Consider the following 20,636-nt stretch of genomic DNA (forward strand, 5'->3'; position numbering starts at 1 on the left):
GAGCTGCATCTCCTTCATAAACATATCCACATACAGAACATACAAATTTAGCCATTATAATTATCTCCTTTTTATATTATTTATTTCATCATCACCTATAATTAACAGTAATGATTACTGATATTAATATATCATATTTTAATTTTTTGTCAATATATATACTCACCTAAATAGAAAAAAAGCTGAATTTTTATTCAGCCTTCTTCTAAAAGAGAGAGAGAAATATATCGCTATTAACAATTTTCTTTTTTACGGTATAGCCATAATCCAGCAATACTTAACATTCCTAATACTAAGAATGATCCAATAACTACATCGTCACCAGTTTTTGAACTAGTTGTTGTATCTGATGCAGTGTTTCCATTAATTATACCATCTTCATTAGGGGTAACTGATGGTTTTATTTCTAATGCATCAATTGCTGCTTGCAACTTAGCCTGTAGTTTATCCACATCAGTTTGTAGCATTTCTGAACTATCTTTTAACTCTACTTTGATAGTTTTAATAATATCCAATAATTTATTATAAGATTCTTCAGTATATCTATTAGCATCAAGTGCTTCAGCAGTTTCTAATAAAATATTAAGATCTGTTAAATCTCCTCGTTCTACAAGTTTTTCAGCAGCAGCTTTCAAAGTTTTTGTTAATTCAGCTATATCTTCACTGCTGTTTTCATCATTTAAAGCATCTTTAACTTCTGTTAGTACTTTAACAAATTCTTTCCATGTAGAAGCAGTATAATTATTTTCTTTATAACTATCAATTAATCCATTTATAGCATTAATTTCATCAGCAGTTGCTTTTAAAACCAATGCCGCACGTGTTTCTTGTAATGCTGTTAAAGCATCTTCCAATTGTTTAACTGTCGCATCATCACTAGCAATTAGGTCATGTGCCACCTTTAATGCATCTACAAATGGTGTTGCAGTAGATGTTAGATATTTACTAGTATCTAAATTATCCAACTCATTTGTATCTATATAATTTTGTAATACTTCTTTACTCACTGAAACTTTTGTAATTAAGTTTGATTTAGCTACTTGTAATATGTTGACCATATCAGCAACTTCTTTAACGTTCAATTCTTCTTCACCTTTAGCTAATAAAGTATTAGCCTCATTAACTTTATCTTGTAATGCCTCCCATGTTGAATCAGTATAATCATCAGCAACTAATGCACCAATTTTATTTAATTCATCTTTAATTAATTGGACATTACCACGAGTAACTAAATTAGTATAAGCAATTTGTAATTCACTATATGCTTTGATTATTAATTTCTTATCTCCTGAAGCAGTTGATAAAACTTCATTTGCCTGATTCAATTTGCTAACATACTTACCATAAGAAGACGCAGTATAATTATTTTCATCAACATTTAATGAGTTAACATATTTTTGTAATGCTTCTAATTCTGGTAAAAATTCATCATCATTTAATCTTACAATTTCAGAAATTGTTGGGATATTATTTGCTTCCCATACAATCTTCAATTCATAAGTCATATCAAATGGTAAATATATCTCATTTAGTGATTTGCTTAAAGTACCTACTTGTACCCACTGTTTTTCTTCACCAACCATTACTAAAGCCATTACCTTAGCATTACTTACTGTCCCTTTTTGAACGATATTTATTTTCTTAACATCTAAATTATCAGAAAGTGTATATGTAATATACCCTGCATCAGTAGTATTTGGTTTATATGCTGTAGTTAAATCACCGTCAAACATATTTTGTGGTACAAATCCTTGTACTTCCACTGCATTTGATTCAAAAGTAGGATCATTTGATACCGGAACATACTCACCATCATTAATTACAATTTCATTGAATAAAACTGCACGATTATTATTTGTTGCTGTCATTAAAATTTTTAAATAACGAGCCTTAACATTATCAGCAGTCCCTTCAACCAATACCTTATTAGGATAAGTACTTGATGCTTTATAACCTGCATCAGAATTTATACAAGTAACAGAGGCATCATTTTTATTTTCTACTCCATCACCAATTGTTATAACCTTTGTCCAATTTTCTAAATCATTAGAAATAAGAATATCAGCATCCCGAATATAATTTACTGCAGAATCTTGGCAGAACATTTGAATTTTAGAAATATTTCTTTCTTGTCCTAAATCATAAATAATGTATTGTCCTTTTTGTGGCAGATCTGCAAATTCTGTTGTTGTATCAATATTACCATCAAAAGCCGCACCATTATTACGACTATCTTCTGCTACTCCCCATGAACTATTAATTCCCATTGTTGTTTCATATAATGAAGGAGCGTATAATTCATTTGAATGTACTTCAAATCTATTAAGATTAAAAGTAATGGCAGAATCAGTATTATTAATTATTCTTACATAACGAGCATCAGGTAATTCACTAGTTTTAGTTTTTACAGTAGTCCACTCAAGTGCATTTTTAGATGTTTCTATAGTCAAATTATCTTTATTCATATCAACAACAATTTCACTAATATCTTTAATTCTTAATAAATCAACACCAATATATTGACCTTGAGTTAATGTGATTACCTCATCATACATCAATTTAGTTAAATCTTCTTTACTTTCTGTTATCAATCTATATTCTGTATTTGTGTATACATTTGTATCATCATAATCTTTAATAGGATCAAATTGAGCAACATCAAATTCTGAGAAAATTACCCAAGAATTTTTCTGTTCATTATTTACTAAACGAACATATCTTGCCTCTACTCCACGTAAATTCTCATCAATAACATCTTTGCCGTTAGTAACACCTTCATATGATTTATATGTTGTCCAATCTTGACCATCAGCAGAGTATTGTAAACTGTATTTAAGCCACTTGTCACCCGCATTACGATCTCCACCAATAACAGCATGAACTTTTCCTATCTGAATTGTTTTTCCAAAATCCCAACCAATAAAATCACCAACGCGGCTAGTATCACCAGGCTTAGTATTAAAATCTAAAGCTGTAGTGTTATCTCCATCCGTTAGATTTGACTCTGTTCCTTTGTAGACTTCCCATGTATCAGTATACATAAATGTCTTTTCTATAGCTGCAGGATTGCTTACACTAAAATCATAAACTTTCCACCAAAAACCAGCACTATCATTTTGTAAATTTAATTCTAAATTTCTAATTCTAACTGCTTTAACCGTTAAGTTTAATGCTGAAACATCCTCATTAACTGCTGCTTGACCATCATATTTTGCAATTTCTTGCCAATTTTTACCATCAATTGTATATTCAAGCGCATATTTTGTAATTTTATCAGTTTTACTATCTTGAACAAAATTAATTGTTCCTAATTTTTTAGGATTTTTGAATGTTAAAATCAATGAGGCATCAATAGGTATATAATCTTTAATTGTGCCACCTTTATACGGATCTTCAGCAAAGTGAGCAAATGTAGAGTTATCTCCATCTGTTACTTTTGCAAGAGTACCGCCTTGTAATGACAATTTATCTATAGATAATGTTCCCATATCATTATCTACAATAGGTTCATCTGTTGGATTTACAACAATATCACGAATTCCTAACCAAGTATTAGATTTCGCTTCTGTGGCAATCATTCTAATTCCTTTTACATTTTGTAATTCTAAATCTTCTAAAACAACTTCATTTGGTAGATTATAAATAGTTCCATCCAAATCTTTCCATTCTTTGCCATCATTAGTAAATTGCACTTTAGATTTTGCAAAAGTATCTTTAGAATTACTATTTGTACCTAATCTAAATATCACTTTATCTACATCAATAGCTTTTGTGTAACTAACACCAACATATGTACCTTCATTTATAGAATTTGGATTTTTATAAACAATTTCCGTATTGGCTTTATTATCAAAAACATTTGAAATAGCTCCAGTAGGTGTATCATCACGATTTGTAATAAATTTTGTTACCTGTTTTGATGGATCAATAATTGATGATGCAACATCAGATAAGTATTGTTCCATTGTTTTTATAAACGGTACAATATGTTGTACCCCTACTTCCGCATATTCATCATGATCAACATAATGGAAATTATGTGTTTTTGATCTTTCAAAAGCAGCTTGACCTTGAGCATACAAGTCCCAAATTTGGTCATTTTCAGCACCATCTTGCACTGCTTTGACACCATTAATTAAAGCAATCGCTGCCTCAGTAGTATCATCCCAGCAATCTAACCAATAAATTATTTGATCTTTTATACGAGTGTCACCTGCTTCATTACGATAAGTTTTTGCAGCTGTTTGTAATTTTGTGAACTCGTTAATTAAATCGGTAAATAAATCATCACTGATTGTATTACCACTATTTAAAGCAGTTTTAAATTGATTCAAACGATCTTTTAATTCTACTGACTCTTGTAATGGCGTTACACGACTATCCATATTTTGATTTATCATATGTTTTGATAGTTCTTTTAAGGCATCCGAAGCAGCTGTTACTTCTGCGCTATTATGATCAACATATTTAAATGAATCTTCCCAAATTTCATCTGCTTCTTCACTAGTTTCCCAAATATTCCATGAATAACATGCATTTCCAAAAATTGCCACTTTACTTGGTTCAGATTGTTGCATTGGATTTAGAACAATACCTTGGATCTTATTTGGATCAACCCCCGGATGTAAGAATGTACTATATCCACCCATAATCAAGTGCTTTTTAGAATTATCAGTACAAGGCCAATTGATCCACATATATGGTCCACGACCTACATTATTAGTAAAAGTTGTTGTAAAATTATTTGAAACTTCACCCCAAACACGTCCACCAGTCATAACAATTTGAACGTTTTCTGGGAAATTCGTATAGTAACCTTGGCCATTACCCATATATTCTTGAGTACAAAATGGTAATGTTAATTTTAAATCTGGATATGTTTTTTGCATTTCCTTGATCCATGCAGTCATATCTTTCAAAGTTTTAATGTAGTTATCTCCACCAACATTTCCAGCATCATCAGCAAGAATTGCAATTTGACGAACACCTGCTTCAATTACTTGAGCAAATTTAGCCTGCATTACTTTTAAATCAGCTTGATAATTTTCTTCACTGTTATATCTAATTGCATTATTCATATACGGATGCAATGCAAAAACAAAACGACATTTTGATTCATTACCAGCTTGTGCTAACGGTTTTATTTTTGTTTCAATTTCTTCATCACTGTATAATTCACGCCATTTAGAATTATGTTTAGGGTCATCTTTTGGAGCATAAAAATATGAATTTAATTTATAATATCCTCCCCATTTCATCAATTCAGAGCGATCTTCTGTTGACCAAGGGTTTCCATAATATCCTTCAATGAATCCTCGACTAGCTACATCAGCGTAATCTTCCATTACAAAGTTACGGATTGAATAACTATCCATCTGGTTAAAGATATGATATAAACTAGTGATTCCATAAAATGCAGCATCAGTATCTTTACCTAATACAGTAATTGTCCCATTATCTGAGGCTAATAAATATGAATCTAATTTATCATATAATCCACTTGTTTTTAATGTGTAATTTTTAGATACATGTTTATCAACGTATCCATCTGATCCTTTAATACCTACTAAGATATTAGTTTGATCTTCTTTAATTTCATTTGAGATAGTAGCATTTATCTTCTTGATTGCCAATACCTCATTCATTCTAGCTTTAGTATATTCATCAATACCATCTTCATATACAATATTAATATTTTGATGAATAACGTAATCACCACTTTGATATTCCATCAAATGTGGTTTAGGATAAATTTCATAATCTGACTCAGCAGCACTAACTTGTGTTGGCCATGCACTAAAACAACCGAAAACCATTAGTACTGCCAAAAACATAGACATCAGTTTATGAGTATTTTTTTTAATTTTTCTCATTATCTCCTTTTCCTTTCCCGTATAGTTAATATCGAGTCCCATTCTCAAAAATTATCAATATTAGTTATACATTATATAAATAAATCAATACAGATTTTAAACAAAAATAAAGACCAAATATAATTATGCTAAAAAACATAATACATATTTGGTCTTGCCTGCTTAGAGTAACAATCCGTATTTACAAGTAAATATTAGCAAAATATTTACTAAACGTCAAGCGCTTCCATTATAATTTTGCGTTCTTTTTTATATGTATACATAAATAAGTTTGCTCGTCTGGTGATAATTCATAATCATAACGATCACGAATTAATTTAACAATCCGATTAATACACAGAGACAATCGTAAATCTTCTTTCAACATTTCCCGGATATCCGCTGTAGTATCTTGCAATTCATCAATTTCATCCCTAAAAATTCTTTCCGCTAAATACTTTAAATGAGTTGAAATTCGCGCATAACCTAGAGAATCCTCCTCTAAGTCAACTTTCATTGATAATTTAATCACATTTAGTACTTCTTTTGTCAAAGTAACAATTTTCGTTGCATTATTTGCCTTATTATCGAGTGAAAAGTTTACTAAATGTAAAGCAATATAACCTGCTTCGTCGTCATCTAACCGTATCCCCGTTTTTTCTTCTATATAATCAAGTGCCCATAAACCAACTTTATATTCTTTTTTATATAATACTTTTGTTTCACTCAAAACAACATTAGGAAGATAAATCTCTTCCTTTTTTCTTTTTACTGCAAATGAAATATGATCACTTATCGCTAAAAATATTTCACCACTAAAATCTGTATCTAATTCCTTATTAGCTTGATTAACAATTTTATTAGTTATTTCAAAATATATAGCAGGTACTGTTTCAATCGATTGCTCAAATCGTTTCTGCTGATCATCTTTAAAAAAATATGTCTTTTCAATCCTGCTTTCGTCAACTTCATCACCAATTCTCTTTTGAAAACCGATCCCCGAACCAGTTAAAATTATATCACCTAACTCATCTGATATTGCTGCAACACTATTATTATTAAAAACCTTGAGTATCTTCAATGTTATTGCCTCCATCCATTTACATTAATATGTCATTCATGGCATCGACAATAAATTGTACTTCGGTGCCTATGATAATTTGTAAATTATTTTTTCCAATTTTTATAATTCCTGTTGCTCCAGTAGCTAATATAGCTTGTTCATCAACTAAATCAGGATTACCTAATTCCACACGTAATCGTGTAATACAGCTATCTGCAAACTGCACATTATTTCGCCCCCCCAAAGCTTCTATCAAAACAATTGCAATCTCATCATAGTCTTGATTTTCTAATGTAATATTGTATTCCTCTTCCTCAATTTCAATTATATCTTCATCAGTCTCCCGACCAGGTGTCATTAAATTATAACGAACTATCATAAATCTAAAAATGCAATAATATATAAAAGCACAAATCAATCCAAGTGGAATCAGCATAAATATATCGTTAGAGAACGGGGCTTTAATACTCAAAATATAATCAATCAATCCTGCCGAAAAGCCAAAGCCCGCAAGCCATTTAAATACCGCAGCCACAAATAGCATTATTCCTGTTAATAGAGCATGAATAAAATATAATACTGGTGCAACAAACATAAAAGAGAACTCCAATGGTTCTGTAACCCCAGTAACAAATGAAGCAAAAGCAGCAGACAATAAAATCGTTCCAACTTGTTTTTTTCGTTCAGGTCTAGCACTTTGGTAAATAGCGATTGCAGCTGCTGGTAATCCAAACATCATTACTGGAAAAAAACCAGCCTGATACATACCAGTTACTCCTTTAATGCCTCCAGACACTGTTCCCCAAAATTTGCCAATATCATTAATTCCTGCCACATCAAACCAAAAGACAGAATTGAGTGCATGATGTAATCCAGTAGGAATTAATAATCGATTAAAAAATCCATATAATCCAGCTCCAACTGGTCCTAATTTCGAAATCATTTCTCCAAATGATACAAAACATTCATAAAAAAACGGCCAAACAATTAGTAGTAATAAAGAAATAACTAGCATTGAAGCAGTCGATATTATTGGGACAAAACGCTTTCCACCAAAAAAAGATAACGCATCAGGTAACTTTACTTTCGAAAACTTTTTATAATTATATGCCACCACAAGACCTGAAATTATTCCAACAAATGCATTTGCAGAATTTTCAAAAGCAGCAGAAACTTCTGCTTCGGGAATTCCTTTTATCAATGCTACAGCCGGTGGTGAAAGCAGCCTAGAAACAATCATATAAGAAACAACCGCACTTAGAGCTACCGTTAACTCTCGTTCCTGAGACATTCCAATAGCAATTCCTACAGCAAATAAAATTGGTAAATTATCAATAATCGCTCCCCCAGATTCAATCAAAAAAGCAGCAATAGCATTATTACTTCCCCATCCTGTTGGGTCGATCCAATAACCAATTCCCTTTAATAATGCAGCAATTGGCATCACTGATACAGGCAACATCAATGATTTTCCCAATCTTTGCATGTATTTCATCATTCCCATCCCCCCAATCAATATAGGATTTAACTGTACCTTTCCATTCAATATATTTATGTTTCTAAACACATTGATTATTAGTAAATTAATGTGTTTTTTTGTCCGAACGAAAATGTACTATTTTTCGTGCAGAATAATATATCCAAACCTATTGTATCACTAAAGCGCTTACTTTGTGTTAAAAAAAATACAACGAACTAAGTTCGCACTATGTAAGAAATTATACCTTTTATTATCAAATCATGTCAATAGATATATCTGTGGCTATATACATTAAATCATAACTACATATTATCATTTTATAAAATAATTGGTATAATATAAGAATATTTAAAGATATTCTTGACATATAATTATTTAGTCGATATTATAAATATAACGATGTTACTATTAAATTAGGCATTAGTGATTATTTTTTGATATCACTAATGCCTTTTTCTATATTTAAAAGGAGATAATGAATGAATTTTTTTACTAGACTATTAAAAAATAAAAAAAATACAGTATGTGCTCCTGCCTGTGGCAAAGTTATTCGTCTGGAAAATATCCCCGACAAAGCATTTGCTAACAAAATGGTCGGTGATGGTCTTGCAATTGAAATTACCGATAATAAACTTGTTGCACCATGTGAGGGAATAATTAGTGTTATTGCTAATACTAAACACGCATTTGTTATGACCCTTCCTAATGGTCTTCATTTACTAGTACATATTGGTATCAATAGAGCAAAGCCAGATGCTAATAATTTTCAGTATCATGTAAAAGCCGGTGACTATGTTTCTTTAGGAGCAGATATTGTTACACTAAGCGATAATTTATTAAAAGTCCTAAATAATAAGGTTATTACCCCTATTATTGTTTGCAACTATGAATCTCACCCTATTAAAACATTTACTACTGCTTCATCTGTTGAAACTGGTAAAACCATTTTTACTTATAAATGATTGAGTCTAAATTAAATGAAGCCCCTTATTTGGATAACCAAATAAGGGGCCTCATTTCAAAAATTAGGCTCGTTTTTTATTTACAGTATAAAAAGCGAAATTTAAATTTCGCTTTTTAACATCTATTAAATTATTCCTCTTTTTTTCTTAACAGCCAGTATATACCAACAATAGCAACAACGCCTAATCCTGTTACATAGGCAAAAATATTTACATCATCACCTGTTTTCGCAGAATCACTAGCAGGAAGTTCGTTTGGAGTCGGTGTTGGTATTGGGGCTACTGTTGCTTTTTCTTCTAATTTAGCAACCGCTGTTTCAAAATTGTTTTTAGCCTCAATAAATTCTTTAGCAGAAATATCACTTAAGTTATCAAGCATAGCTTTTAAAACATTATATGCCTCTTGATATATTTTAGCAGAACTGTCAGTGTATTTGCTTAAATCCACTAATGTAATACTGTTAATATATTCTTTTACTTCATCAGCTTTAGCACGAACTACAAGAGCTTTAAGTGCATTATCAAGTGCTTTGATACTAGCATCAATTTCTTCAGCAGTTCCATTTTCTAATCTTGCAGTTGCTTCAGCAATTGCATCAGCTAATCCTTTGTAACTGCTAGTTGTATATAATTCTTGATTAACTTTATTAGCTGTATCTAAAATATCTTTTAGATCACCAACAACTACTAATTTTTCTTTAGCAGCAGCTAATTCACTAATAGCTTTCGCAAATTCATCAGGGTGTACAGGAATGCTTTGATTATCTATAATCAACTGTTCAACTTTTGCCTTAGCTTCTAGATACATTTTCCATGAGTTGATTGTGTAAAGTTTTTCTGGATTTGTAACCGAAGCTACAAAATCATTTTCTCCTTCAATTGTAATAATTGCTTCTTCTTGATTTGAAGGATTAAATACTAAATTAGTATTTGCTAGATCATAATTAGCAATTAATTTATCAACATCTGCAACTGAAGTATTATCACCATTAGCAATTGCCTTATTAATTGCCTCAATAGCTTTACTATATGCTAACCATGAAGCCGCAGTGTAATTATTTTGATCAGTATGTGCATTAGCGATAATTATTTCCAATTTACTTAAATCACCTTTTAATACTTTATTTTCAATTGCCTTATTAATTGCTCTAACGGCATTATCAACAGTTGTTTGTGAAGCATACTCACTTTCAAGTACTTGCTTACCTGCATTATAAGCATCTCCATATGTTGCAGCTGCTGCAGCTGTCCATGAAGATAAATCTTCCTTGTTATCAATTAAAGCTTTAAGCGCATCAACATTAAGTGTAGTGACCTCAGATTTATATGTTGATAATTCTGTAATATTAGGAATCACATCACCCCACTCAACCTTAATATCTAATAAGATTGTATTTTCAGGTAAAACAAATTCATTAATTGCTTGTGATAATGTTCCTAAAGTTACCCATTGTTCTGCACTTGCATTTGTAAATAATCTTGCTTTAACAACTGAATTAGAAATTACAGCACTATTTTGAATAATTTTAATTGTGTTTACTTGGTTATTAGATGATAAACTATAGTTCACATAACCATTAGCATCTTTAGGAATAAACATTGTTGAAATATCCCCATCAACCATATAACTAAATAATCCATCTCTTGTTTCTTGACTACTAGATGTAAAGGTTGGATTGTTTTGTGAAGGTATAAATTCCCCATTATTTATTTCTAATTCTTGGAATCTAACCCATTTATCAGCTCCAACTTTAGTTCTAGTAATTTCAAATTTTAAATAACGAGCTTGCAGATTTAAACCATCTACTTTTTTTGCATTATATGAAATTTCATGACTTGGTAAAACAAAACCAATTTCATCAGTATTTTCAGCTTCACCTGGGTTATTTTCATTTTGATTACCTAAAAGCATGATTTCTGTCCAAGTTTCACCATCAGTAGAAACTGAGAACTTTCCATGACGTGGATAATCCCATTCGCTATCAGTACATATAGCTTTAAATGAATTTAAAGTTATTTCTTGACCTAAATCATATGTGAAATACTTGCCAACATTTTGTGATCCCTGATAAGCAGTAGCCGTAGTAAGATCACCATCAAATACATTCAATGGTTTATCGATTGAAAAATTACTACTTGTAATTGATTTCTCTTTAATCTCAACTGTATTTACAATAAATTTATTAAGATCAAAAGTTACTTCAGCCTCATTATTATTAATAATACGAACATAACGAGCATCAGCACTTACATTACCAGCATTTACGTTTTGCCACTCATAACTATTTTTAGAAACTTGAATGGTCAAACTATCATTTGTTAATTCACTAACAATATCTTTTAATTCATGAATTCGATCTAGTTTTAAACCTACATAATCACCATTAGCTAAAGTAATCCCTTTAGCTGGCGTGATTTTAGCACTTTCATCTAAATAATCAGCAGTTAAACTCTTGTATTCACTAACATTAGTAAATACTTTACCATTATGATATACCTTAGCTGCTACATCAAATTCACGCATAGCAATCCAAGTGTTTTGATTAACCTTATTAACCAATCGGACATATTGAGCAGTAATATTTTGATCTGACAAATCAGTCACAATATTAATTGTATTTTTATATGTTTCAACTGTTGTCCAAGTTTTACCATCTAATGAATATTGTAAATCAGCATCTTTAAAATAATCACCATCGCTATCAGTGTTACCTTGAAGAATATTAATCTTACCTAAAGTAATTGGTTTAGATAATTTAACCCCTACATAATCACCTGGAATAGTTGTATTTGCAGGTTCCCCTTTTTGTCTAACATTATAATGTACTTTAGTAGTTAAATCACCATCAATAAGATTAGCATCACTACCACCATAAATACTCCATCCATCCGTAGTACGGATCACTTCTTTAGTAAATTGTTCCTCTTCTGCCGGTTGTGTAACAACAGTAAATTCACGCATTGCCGGCCATTTGTTTCCGCCACCAACTTCGCTACATACATAACGTACGGCAACAACATCTTCAATTTCAATATTAGTAACATCTACTTGTGATGCATATTCACCATATACTTCTTTATTTAAATCTTTAAAAGTTGTTCCATCAGTAGAATATTGTAATTTTGCATAACCAAAAGTATCTTCTTTTTTATCACTATTATTAGCACCATTTAAAATATGAACACCATAAATAGTCGTTGGTTTACTTAGATCCACTTGGAAATATTGACCAGCTTTTTCATATCCATTATGCCATGCTGCAGTATCATTATTACCATCAACAATATCAGCTATTTTACCTGAATGCCAAGTAGTAAAGCTTGATGAAGCACTAATTTCTAATGGTTGTTCTGTTTCTCCACTAGCAATATAGTCATTAATTGGTCCTGAAAGTTTATCTTGTAAAGCTTTTGCCAAAGGAATCAAATGTGTTGATCCAGGACTAACTTTAGCTGTTCCATTTAATAATTTACGGATATGATTTTGACTATTAATTAATTCTGATGATGCATTTGAGAATTGATTAAAAGCTGTAACCATATCATTTTCTTCAATTGCAATTGCTGATTCTGTAAAATGTTTAATTGCTGTCGTTAAATCTTTTAAAGAACCGGTAAAAGATAATAATTCTTTTTTCAGGTTTTCATTTTTACTATTTGCATGGAAACCATCACAAGCATCAATAATCACATTCATTTCTGCAATTAATTGTTTTCCACTTTCAATAATTGAATCACCATTAGCTAACTTAGTTTTAAACTCATTAATTAATGGTTGTAATTCTTCAGATTCAGCTAAAACTAAGCCATGACCATTAGGTTGAGGATTAGACATATGCTTAGCTAATGTATGTAATTCCTCACTTGCCTCTTGATCAATATATTTAAATGAATCAGCCCAACTTTGATCATCATTAAAGCTTTTAACATTCCATGCATAATCAGCTACCGCAAAAATAGCCACTTTAGAAGCTTCAGCTTCTTGCATTGGATTAGTTACTACCCCACTTAAATCATCAATATTAATATCAGTGTGTAATAAACTTCCTTTCCCCATCATTAAACGTGACCCGTTAATATCATTGACAGGCCAGTTCAACCAGAACAGTGGACTTCTTCTTTCGTCAGCCCCTTCTGGTAATCTGTTTCTTTTAAAATGATCTAATGTTTTTTGTTCAACTGGTTGACACACTGCTTCACCAGTCCAGAAAATTTTCACATCTTCAGGGAATCCAGCATCATAATCACTTAATTCAGAATAATCCCCTTGCCATGAATGATTATATCCTGCTGGACAGAAAACAGAATCATAAACATCTCCTTTTTCTTTTGCCCAAGCTGATACACTATTCATCATTTTAATTACAACACTACGGTCTAGGCTACCAACATCATCACCAAGAACACCAAATTGGCGTACCCCAGCATCGTACAATTGATCAAACTTTTTAAGTAATGAAGCAATTTCTTCATCTACTTTAGATGCATTGAAACCACCCATAAATGGATGGGCTGTCCATACAAATCTACATTTAGAATCATTTCCTACTTGAACCATTTCCTTAATGGCTGCGAGTTCCTCTTCAGGATATAATTCACGCCATAAATTTTTATGATATGGATCATCTTTAGGTGCAAATACATAAGAAGTCATTTTGAAATCACCACCGAATTTCATTAATGACATTCTATCTTCATTTGACCAAGGAATCCCATAGTACCCTTCGATAAAACCACGAATATCGGTATCAGCATAATCTTTAATTACAAAGTTACGGATTGTTGATCCATCCATTTGATTAAAAATATGTTTTAATGAGGTAATTCCATAAAATGCCCCATCAGTATCTTTTCCTAAAATAACAATTTCACCATTATTTGAAGCAACAAAATGCGCCCCAAATTTACTAAATAGACTCTCTTCAACGCTATAGTTGGATTTAACATAGCCATCAACATACCCTCCAGATTTATATGTACCAACTAAAATATTTGTTTTTCCGTCTACTTTCTGCTTAGATGTGCTAATTTGTTTATTTTTTGACTCTAATACTTCAGTCATTCTCTTTTTAGTAGCAGCATCAATTCCATCTTCATATACCACATTAACTTGTGAACGAATAACATAATCCTTATCTTGATAAGTAATTTCATGTGGTGTTGGATAAATTTCATAATTTGTTTCTTTAGCTTCTACTTTTATATTTGGTGACATAAAAAATAGTGTACTAAATACAACCAACATTGCTAATGAAGATTTTAAAGCTTTGTCCCAAAATCTTGCCATCTTTTTCCTCCCTAAGATTTAGTCAAATGGATTAGAAAAATAAAAGACCGATATACAGAAAATAATCTGTACATCGGTCTTGCCTAATCTAATAGTAACAATCCATTTACTTCACGAGTATATCATGACAATTATCCCCTGTCAAGAAAGCGATTACAAAAAATGGATTTATCAAGCATCTTTTGATTTAACCAGAAGGATTGGTTTACTATTTGTGATAGTTGCAATTTCACAACTTACTTGATTGGATACACATAATGGATCCTGTCGTTGTAAAAAATACTGATTCAATGGGTACTCAGCACCATCAATATCAATATAAGCATCATCTAGTGCATATAATGAAAAATACTTATATTCATCTTGATACACCTTATGTGTTCCCGGCAATAATAATTGAATAACATTTTGCTGATCAATAATTCTAATTTTTTTATCTGCATATTTTTCCAAAAGACACATAACGCTAAGAAAATGATCTAAGCGACCGCCCGTCACACCATAAATATCTACTTCATCATAACCATTCTCCAAAGCATATTCTAAAGCTGCATGTGTATCGGTCACATCTTTACGAGTTGGCAATCTTTCTATATCTAACTCACTTAAAACATTCTCGTTTTCAATCGAATCAAAATCACCAATTGCAAAGACAGGCTTAATCCCCTGTTTAAGTAATATTTCAACACCATGATCAACACCAATATATTTTAAACTGTCATCGAGTTTACAAGCCAGTGCACTACAAATACCTATCTTCATTTTAGTGACTCTATTGCTTTCGTATAATCATCACTACCAAAAACATAGCTGCCGGCCACTAAAACGTCAACTCCAGCATCATTACATAACTTGGAAGTCGATTCATTGATTCCTCCATCTACTTCAATTAAATAATGATAATTATTTTCTTTTCTGAGTGTTGCCAGCTGTGCAATTTTATCAACAGCTGCCGAATTAAATTTTTGCCCACCAAAACCGGGCTCAACTGACATTACTAAAACAACATCTAACTCATTCAAAAATGGTTTTAGTACTTCTACTGGTGTATCCGGCTTAATTGATAGCCCGACCTCCACATCATGCTCCTTAATATGAGCGATTAATTCATTAATCTTATCTTCAGCAACTGCTTCATAATGAAAAACAATTAATGACGCATTACTATTAATAAAATTATCCACATATTTAGCTGGATCAGTAATCATTAAATGTACATCAAGATACATATCCGTTACTTTACTAACATCTTTTAAAATACTATATCCAAATGATATGTTTGGAACAAAATGTCCATCCATTACATCATAATGAATCCAATCTGCCGCTTTGATTGCGTTAATCTCTTCTTTCAAATAAGCAAAATTAGCTGATAATAATGAAGGTGCTACTTTAACCATACTTCCGTTCCTCTTTCTTTTTTACATCTTGTAAATTCATTAAATAATGCTCATAGCGTTCTTTAGATATTTTTCCATCTTCAACGGCTTTTTTTACCCCACAATTAGGTTCACTATCGTGTAAACATCCTCTAAACTTGCATTCATGACTAAATTGAGCAAAATCATGATAGGCTACAGCTAGTTCTTCCGGTGTCATTTCCAATTCTAATGAAGAAAAACCAGGTGTATCTCCAAGATATCCACCATACATCTTGAGCAGTTCAACATGACGAGTTGTATGTTTTCCTCGCCCAAGAGATTTTGATATCTCATTTGTTTCCAATTTTAAATTAATATCTAAGGCATTCAAAAAACTACTTTTGCCTACCCCACTTTGTCCAGTAATCACTGATACTTTATCTTTAAAGACTGTTTTTAATTCCTCAAGCCCATGATTATCTTTTGAGCTTATTTCATATACCCGATATCCAGCCTGACGATAATCTTTAACATATTGTTTAACGCTTTCATCTTCATCTAAATCCATTTTAGAAATAATAATAATTGGTTCAATTCCTAAATGCTCAATTACTAAAAGAAATTTATCTAATAATATTGATGAAAAATCAGGTTCCTTACAAGAACTAACAATCAGAGCTTGATCAACATTACAAATAGGTGGTCGAACTAAACAATTATGACGAGGCAATACATTCATTACATAGCCATCATTATCACCTTCGACTTCATATTCAACAAAGTCACCAACCAGGGGCTTAATCTCATCCTTACGAAATTTCCCCCTAGCACGACATTGAATTATTTGATGATCATCTTCGACATAATAAAACCCTGCTAATGCTTTAATAATTCTTCCTTGTGACATCTCTACCTCCTAATCATCTGTAGGTATTTCAGGTTTATAATTATAATAATAAAGTGTAATAGATTCATTCTTCTTAGTTACCGTAGTAAAGGCATCTAAACTTTGACGGACTACTTGATTTACAGTAATCTTTTCAATTTCATTTGGATCTGTAGGTGTTGGCAATGTTTCCCGTTTAACTGAAAAACCTTTATTTGTTAGTAAGGTCGCAGCAGCATCAATATCCATTCCTTTAACATTTGGTACTTCAATTTTAATTCCCGAAGAAACAGTCAATGTAATTGTCCGATCTTTTTCATCAGGATCAACCTTATGCCCTTCTTTTAGACTCTGTTCAACAACTGTTCCAACTGCTTGTTCTGAACTAGTTTCTTTGATCGTAACATCAAACCCAAGTTTTGTCAGTGCTTCTTTGGCCTTATTTTGATCCATTCCTACATAATTACCAAGAACTACATAATCACCTTTTGATACTGTTAAAATAATTTTACGATCTTTTTCAGTTGGATCTACTTTAGTTCCTTTTTCAATACTTTGATCAATTACAGTTCCTTTAGTTTTAGAAGATATCTCATATTCAATCTCTACTTCAAATTTCAATTTTTCTAATGCCTTTTTAGCAACATCTTCTTTTTTTCCAGTGTAATCTTCAAGAACAATATATTTGCCTTTCGATACTGTTACTTTAACGACATCACCTTCTTTGATCGTCGTTCCTTTTTTAGGGTCTGTTGCAATGATTTCACCTTTTTCATATTCATCAGATAGTTCTTCAGTAATATCATCGCTAATAGTAACATTATATTCTTTTAAAATTTCTTTTGCTTGTTCAACTGTTTTTTCTGTTAAATCAGGCATTAGACTAGTATCTGGCTTCACTCCAAGATAAATCGCAAAAGCAATTCCCGCGATAACTAAAGCAGTAACCACACCAACTGCCACCTTAGCTTTTGTATCTAAACCTTTAAATTTATTAACTAATTTACTGAAAAAACCTTCTTTTTTAGGGGCTGCCACTTCTTTTTCTTCAACTGGATCTACGATTGGTGCAGTATTGCCACTAGTAAATGCGGAACGAGGATCAATAACAATTGTTGGATCAGTATCTTGGTCATGTGAAAAAACTAATTTTTCTTCATCCTGACGCTCCATACAAGTCTTTATATCATCCAACATTTCTGTTGCACTTTTATAACGATCATTAAGATTTTTAGCAGTAGCTTTAATTACAATATTCTCAACAGACTGGGGAATTGAAGGATTAAACTCCAACAATGATGGTAGATCTTCCTGCATATGCTTTAATGCAATATTAACTGGTGATTCACCATTAAATGGTACTTCTCCCCGTAACAACTCATAAAAAACAATTCCTAAAGCATATACGTCACTTTGGGCAGTCGCTTTTTCACCACGTGCTAATTCTGGAGCTAAATAATGCAATGAGCCCATAATAACATCTGTCTGGGTTACCTGCGCTAGAGATTGCATTGAAGCAATTCCAAAATCGGCAATTTTAGCCACTCCACTATCAGTAACCAAAATATTTTGCGGTTTTAAATCACGATGGATAATCCCTAGCTGATGAGCTTTAGAAATTCCACTAATTACTTGTTTCATAATATCAATTGCTTCAACTACATGAACAGCACCACGCTTTAAAATCAACTCTTTTAACGTCATACCCGGCACATATTCCATGACAATATAATATTTATCTTCATCCTCACCAACATCATATATTTCAACAATATTTTTATGAGAAAGTGCAGCTGCTGCACTAGCTTCACGTTGAAATCTAGTTACATATATTGGATCTTTAGCAAGGCTAGTTCGAAGAATCTTAATCGCAATAGTACGATTTAAGATAATATCTTGAGCTAAATAAACATCTGCCATTCCGCCTTGACCAATTAGTTCTAACAATTCATAACGTTCTGCAATTATTTTTGCCATCCTATTTTTCCTCCCGATTATCAATGATAGCTACTCCGATATTATCACGTCCACCATTTTCATTAGCTCGATCAATTAATTCAGTAACTTTTTGAGATACTTTTATATTCTTTTTTAAAATTTCTTTAATTATTTCATCATTTAAGCAATTATATAATCCATCACTGCAAAGCAACAGTAAACTATCTGCAAATTCTAATTCGATAAAAGATGGGGTTAATTCAGTATCTGCACCAATTGCCTGAGTCAAAACATTTTTTTGGCTATGATTAACAGCTTCTTCTTCACTGATTGCTCCACGATCAACTAAAGCATTAACTAAAGTATGATCTTTAGTCAATTGCATTAATTGATCATTTTTCAAAACATAAGCACGGCTATCACCGACATGAGAAATATATATCACATTATCCATTAAAATTGCCACGACAATTGTCGTACCCATACCATGATGCTCAACATTTTGCTTAGCCATTCTTTTTACAATCGCATCAGCTTCATAAATTGTTTCATTTACCCATTTTTTCAACTCATCAACATTATCAAATGGGGGGATACTGTCAAAACAATTAACAAATTGATCCATCACCACCCGAGAAGCAATTTCACCAGCACGATGACCACCCATACCATCACAGACAATTGCAATAACTTGATCTTTTACATTTGCAATAACAGTAGCCTGATCCTGATTTTTATTTCGTACTTTACCGATATCAGTCAATGCATAATAGTTCATTATTTCACCCCACTTCTTTTAGCCCTTAATTGTCCACAAGCACCATCAATATCGCGCCCATGTTCTTTTCTTAAAGTTACATTAATATGTAATCTTAATAGCTCATTTTTAAATATTTCTACTGTTTCTTTATCACTAGGTTGATAACCATGCTCATCAACACTATTATATGGTATTAAATTAACATATGCATTTAATCCACGTAGATAGTGTGCCAATTGACGAGCGTAAACAATATCATCATTAACACCTTTTAACATGATATATTCAAAAGTAACACGCCGATTTGTTTTATCAATATATTCACTGATAGCTTCACGTAAATCATCCATTGGATGCACCTTATTGATCGGCATCAATTCATCGCGAATTTCATCATTAGCAGCATGTAACGAAATTGCCAAATTAGTTTGAATTCCTTCTTCACTATATCGCTTGATCCCTTTGATCAATCCACAAGTTGAAATAGTAATGTGTCGAGCGCCGATAGCTAGACCATGTGGATGGTTAATGATCCGTACAAATTCCATCACATTATCATAATTATCAAATGGTTCACCCGTCCCCATTACGACTACATGACTAACTCGTTGATCAATATCTTGTTGTACTTTAATAATTTGTGCAACAATTTCACCTGGTGTTAAATCACGTTGTTTGCGTAATAAACCACTAGCACAAAATGTACATTTCATGTTGCAGCCAATTTGGCTAGTTACACATAGTGACTTACCATAGTCATGAATCATTAAGACAGATTCAATCAAACTTCCATCTAATAATTCGAACAGATATTTAATTGTCCCATCTCTTGATACTTGTTTTTCTTTAATTTTTAAAACATCTAAAGAAAATTCTACTTTCAATTGATTTCGTAGATCTTTTGATAAATCCGACATATCATCAAAACTACGAGCATCTTTCTGGTAAAGCCAGCTAAAAACTTGTTTAGCACGGAATGGCTTTTGTTTGATTGAAGCAAAATATTCAGTTAGTTGTTCTAGTGAATAATCATAAATATTTTTCATC

The 20,636-nt window shown here is 31.8% G+C and carries 11 protein-coding genes; 1 reads left to right on the forward strand and 10 read right to left on the reverse strand.

The features are described 5' to 3' along the window. Positions 1 to 233: 233 nt before the first annotated feature. From KSU54_RS05460 to nagE, 3 genes are all read right to left on the reverse strand, one after another. The gene (locus KSU54_RS05460) at positions 234 to 5,915 is read right to left on the reverse strand and encodes a beta-N-acetylglucosaminidase domain-containing protein (RefSeq protein WP_117792032.1); all 5,682 of its coding nucleotides are present in this window, start codon (positions 5,913 to 5,915) and stop codon (positions 234 to 236) included. Between the two features lie 187 nt (positions 5,916 to 6,102). Beyond that, entirely contained in the window at positions 6,103 to 6,933 is an 831-nt protein-coding gene (locus KSU54_RS05465) for a PRD domain-containing protein (protein WP_008792067.1), read from the reverse strand. A 19-nt stretch (positions 6,934 to 6,952) separates the two neighbouring features. Next, entirely contained in the window at positions 6,953 to 8,413 is a 1,461-nt protein-coding gene (gene nagE, locus KSU54_RS05470; RefSeq protein WP_008792068.1) for an N-acetylglucosamine-specific PTS transporter subunit IIBC, read from the reverse strand. A gap of 461 nt (positions 8,414 to 8,874) precedes the next feature. Between nagE and KSU54_RS05475 the strand changes: the two genes are divergently transcribed. Continuing rightward, a complete protein-coding gene (locus KSU54_RS05475; RefSeq protein WP_003538437.1) occupies positions 8,875 to 9,357 on the forward strand; it encodes a PTS sugar transporter subunit IIA in 483 nt (160 codons plus the stop codon). Positions 9,358 to 9,487: 130 nt separating this feature from the next. Here KSU54_RS05475 and KSU54_RS05480 read toward each other — a convergent pair whose 3' ends face one another. From KSU54_RS05480 to rlmN, 7 genes are all read right to left on the reverse strand, one after another. After that, positions 9,488 to 14,644, reverse strand: a complete 5,157-nt coding sequence (locus KSU54_RS05480; protein WP_117792031.1) for a beta-N-acetylglucosaminidase domain-containing protein — start codon at positions 14,642 to 14,644, stop codon at positions 9,488 to 9,490. Between the two features lie 171 nt (positions 14,645 to 14,815). Continuing rightward, positions 14,816 to 15,406 carry a thiamine diphosphokinase gene (locus tag KSU54_RS05485; RefSeq protein WP_003538441.1) on the reverse strand — a complete coding sequence of 197 codons (591 nt, stop codon included), beginning with the start codon at positions 15,404 to 15,406 and terminating at the stop codon, positions 14,816 to 14,818. Then, entirely contained in the window at positions 15,403 to 16,044 is a 642-nt protein-coding gene (rpe, locus tag KSU54_RS05490) for a ribulose-phosphate 3-epimerase (RefSeq protein WP_003538443.1), read from the reverse strand. The genes KSU54_RS05485 and rpe overlap by 4 nt, the downstream gene beginning before the upstream one ends. Continuing rightward, positions 16,037 to 16,912 (reverse strand): ribosome small subunit-dependent GTPase A, encoded by an 876-nt coding sequence (rsgA, locus tag KSU54_RS05495; protein ID WP_003538448.1) that lies wholly within the window; start codon positions 16,910 to 16,912, stop codon positions 16,037 to 16,039. Before rsgA ends, rpe begins: the two co-directional genes overlap by 8 nt. A 9-nt stretch (positions 16,913 to 16,921) precedes the next feature. Next, the gene (pknB, locus tag KSU54_RS05500; RefSeq protein WP_008792071.1) at positions 16,922 to 18,868 is read right to left on the reverse strand and encodes a Stk1 family PASTA domain-containing Ser/Thr kinase; all 1,947 of its coding nucleotides are present in this window, start codon (positions 18,866 to 18,868) and stop codon (positions 16,922 to 16,924) included. 1 nt (position 18,869) lies between these two features. After that, a complete protein-coding gene (locus tag KSU54_RS05505; RefSeq protein WP_003538450.1) occupies positions 18,870 to 19,607 on the reverse strand; it encodes a Stp1/IreP family PP2C-type Ser/Thr phosphatase in 738 nt (245 codons plus the stop codon). Next, positions 19,607 to 20,635: a 23S rRNA (adenine(2503)-C(2))-methyltransferase RlmN gene (rlmN, locus tag KSU54_RS05510; RefSeq protein ID WP_003538451.1), complete on the reverse strand. Its 1,029-nt coding sequence runs from the start codon at positions 20,633 to 20,635 to the stop codon at positions 19,607 to 19,609. Before rlmN ends, KSU54_RS05505 begins: the two co-directional genes overlap by 1 nt. Between the last annotated feature and the right edge of the window lies 1 nt (position 20,636).

The organism is Erysipelatoclostridium sp. MSK.23.31 (genome assembly GCF_019125875.1).
GTDB classification, from domain to species: Bacteria; Bacillota_I; Bacilli_A; order Erysipelotrichales; family Coprobacillaceae; genus Thomasclavelia; species Thomasclavelia ramosa.

What these genes read in the sequence shown, in the direction of transcription:
- KSU54_RS05480 (WP_117792031.1), bottom strand. Translation starts at nt 14,644, where the DNA reads ATGGCAAGATTTTGGGACAAAGCTTTAAAATCTTCATTAGCAATGTTG.
- pknB (WP_008792071.1), bottom strand. Translation starts at nt 18,868, where the DNA reads ATGGCAAAAATAATTGCAGAACGTTATGAATTGTTAGAACTAATTGGT.
- rlmN (WP_003538451.1), bottom strand. Translation starts at nt 20,635, where the DNA reads ATGAAAAATATTTATGATTATTCACTAGAACAACTAACTGAATATTTT.
- KSU54_RS05505 (WP_003538450.1), bottom strand. Translation starts at nt 19,607, where the DNA reads ATGAACTATTATGCATTGACTGATATCGGTAAAGTACGAAATAAAAAT.
- rpe (WP_003538443.1), bottom strand. Translation starts at nt 16,044, where the DNA reads ATGGTTAAAGTAGCACCTTCATTATTATCAGCTAATTTTGCTTATTTG.
- KSU54_RS05460 (WP_117792032.1), bottom strand. Translation starts at nt 5,915, where the DNA reads ATGGGACTCGATATTAACTATACGGGAAAGGAAAAGGAGATAATGAGA.
- KSU54_RS05485 (WP_003538441.1), bottom strand. Translation starts at nt 15,406, where the DNA reads ATGAAGATAGGTATTTGTAGTGCACTGGCTTGTAAACTCGATGACAGT.
- nagE (WP_008792068.1), bottom strand. Translation starts at nt 8,413, where the DNA reads ATGATGAAATACATGCAAAGATTGGGAAAATCATTGATGTTGCCTGTA.
- rsgA (WP_003538448.1), bottom strand. Translation starts at nt 16,912, where the DNA reads ATGTCACAAGGAAGAATTATTAAAGCATTAGCAGGGTTTTATTATGTC.
- KSU54_RS05475 (WP_003538437.1), top strand. Translation starts at nt 8,875, where the DNA reads ATGAATTTTTTTACTAGACTATTAAAAAATAAAAAAAATACAGTATGT.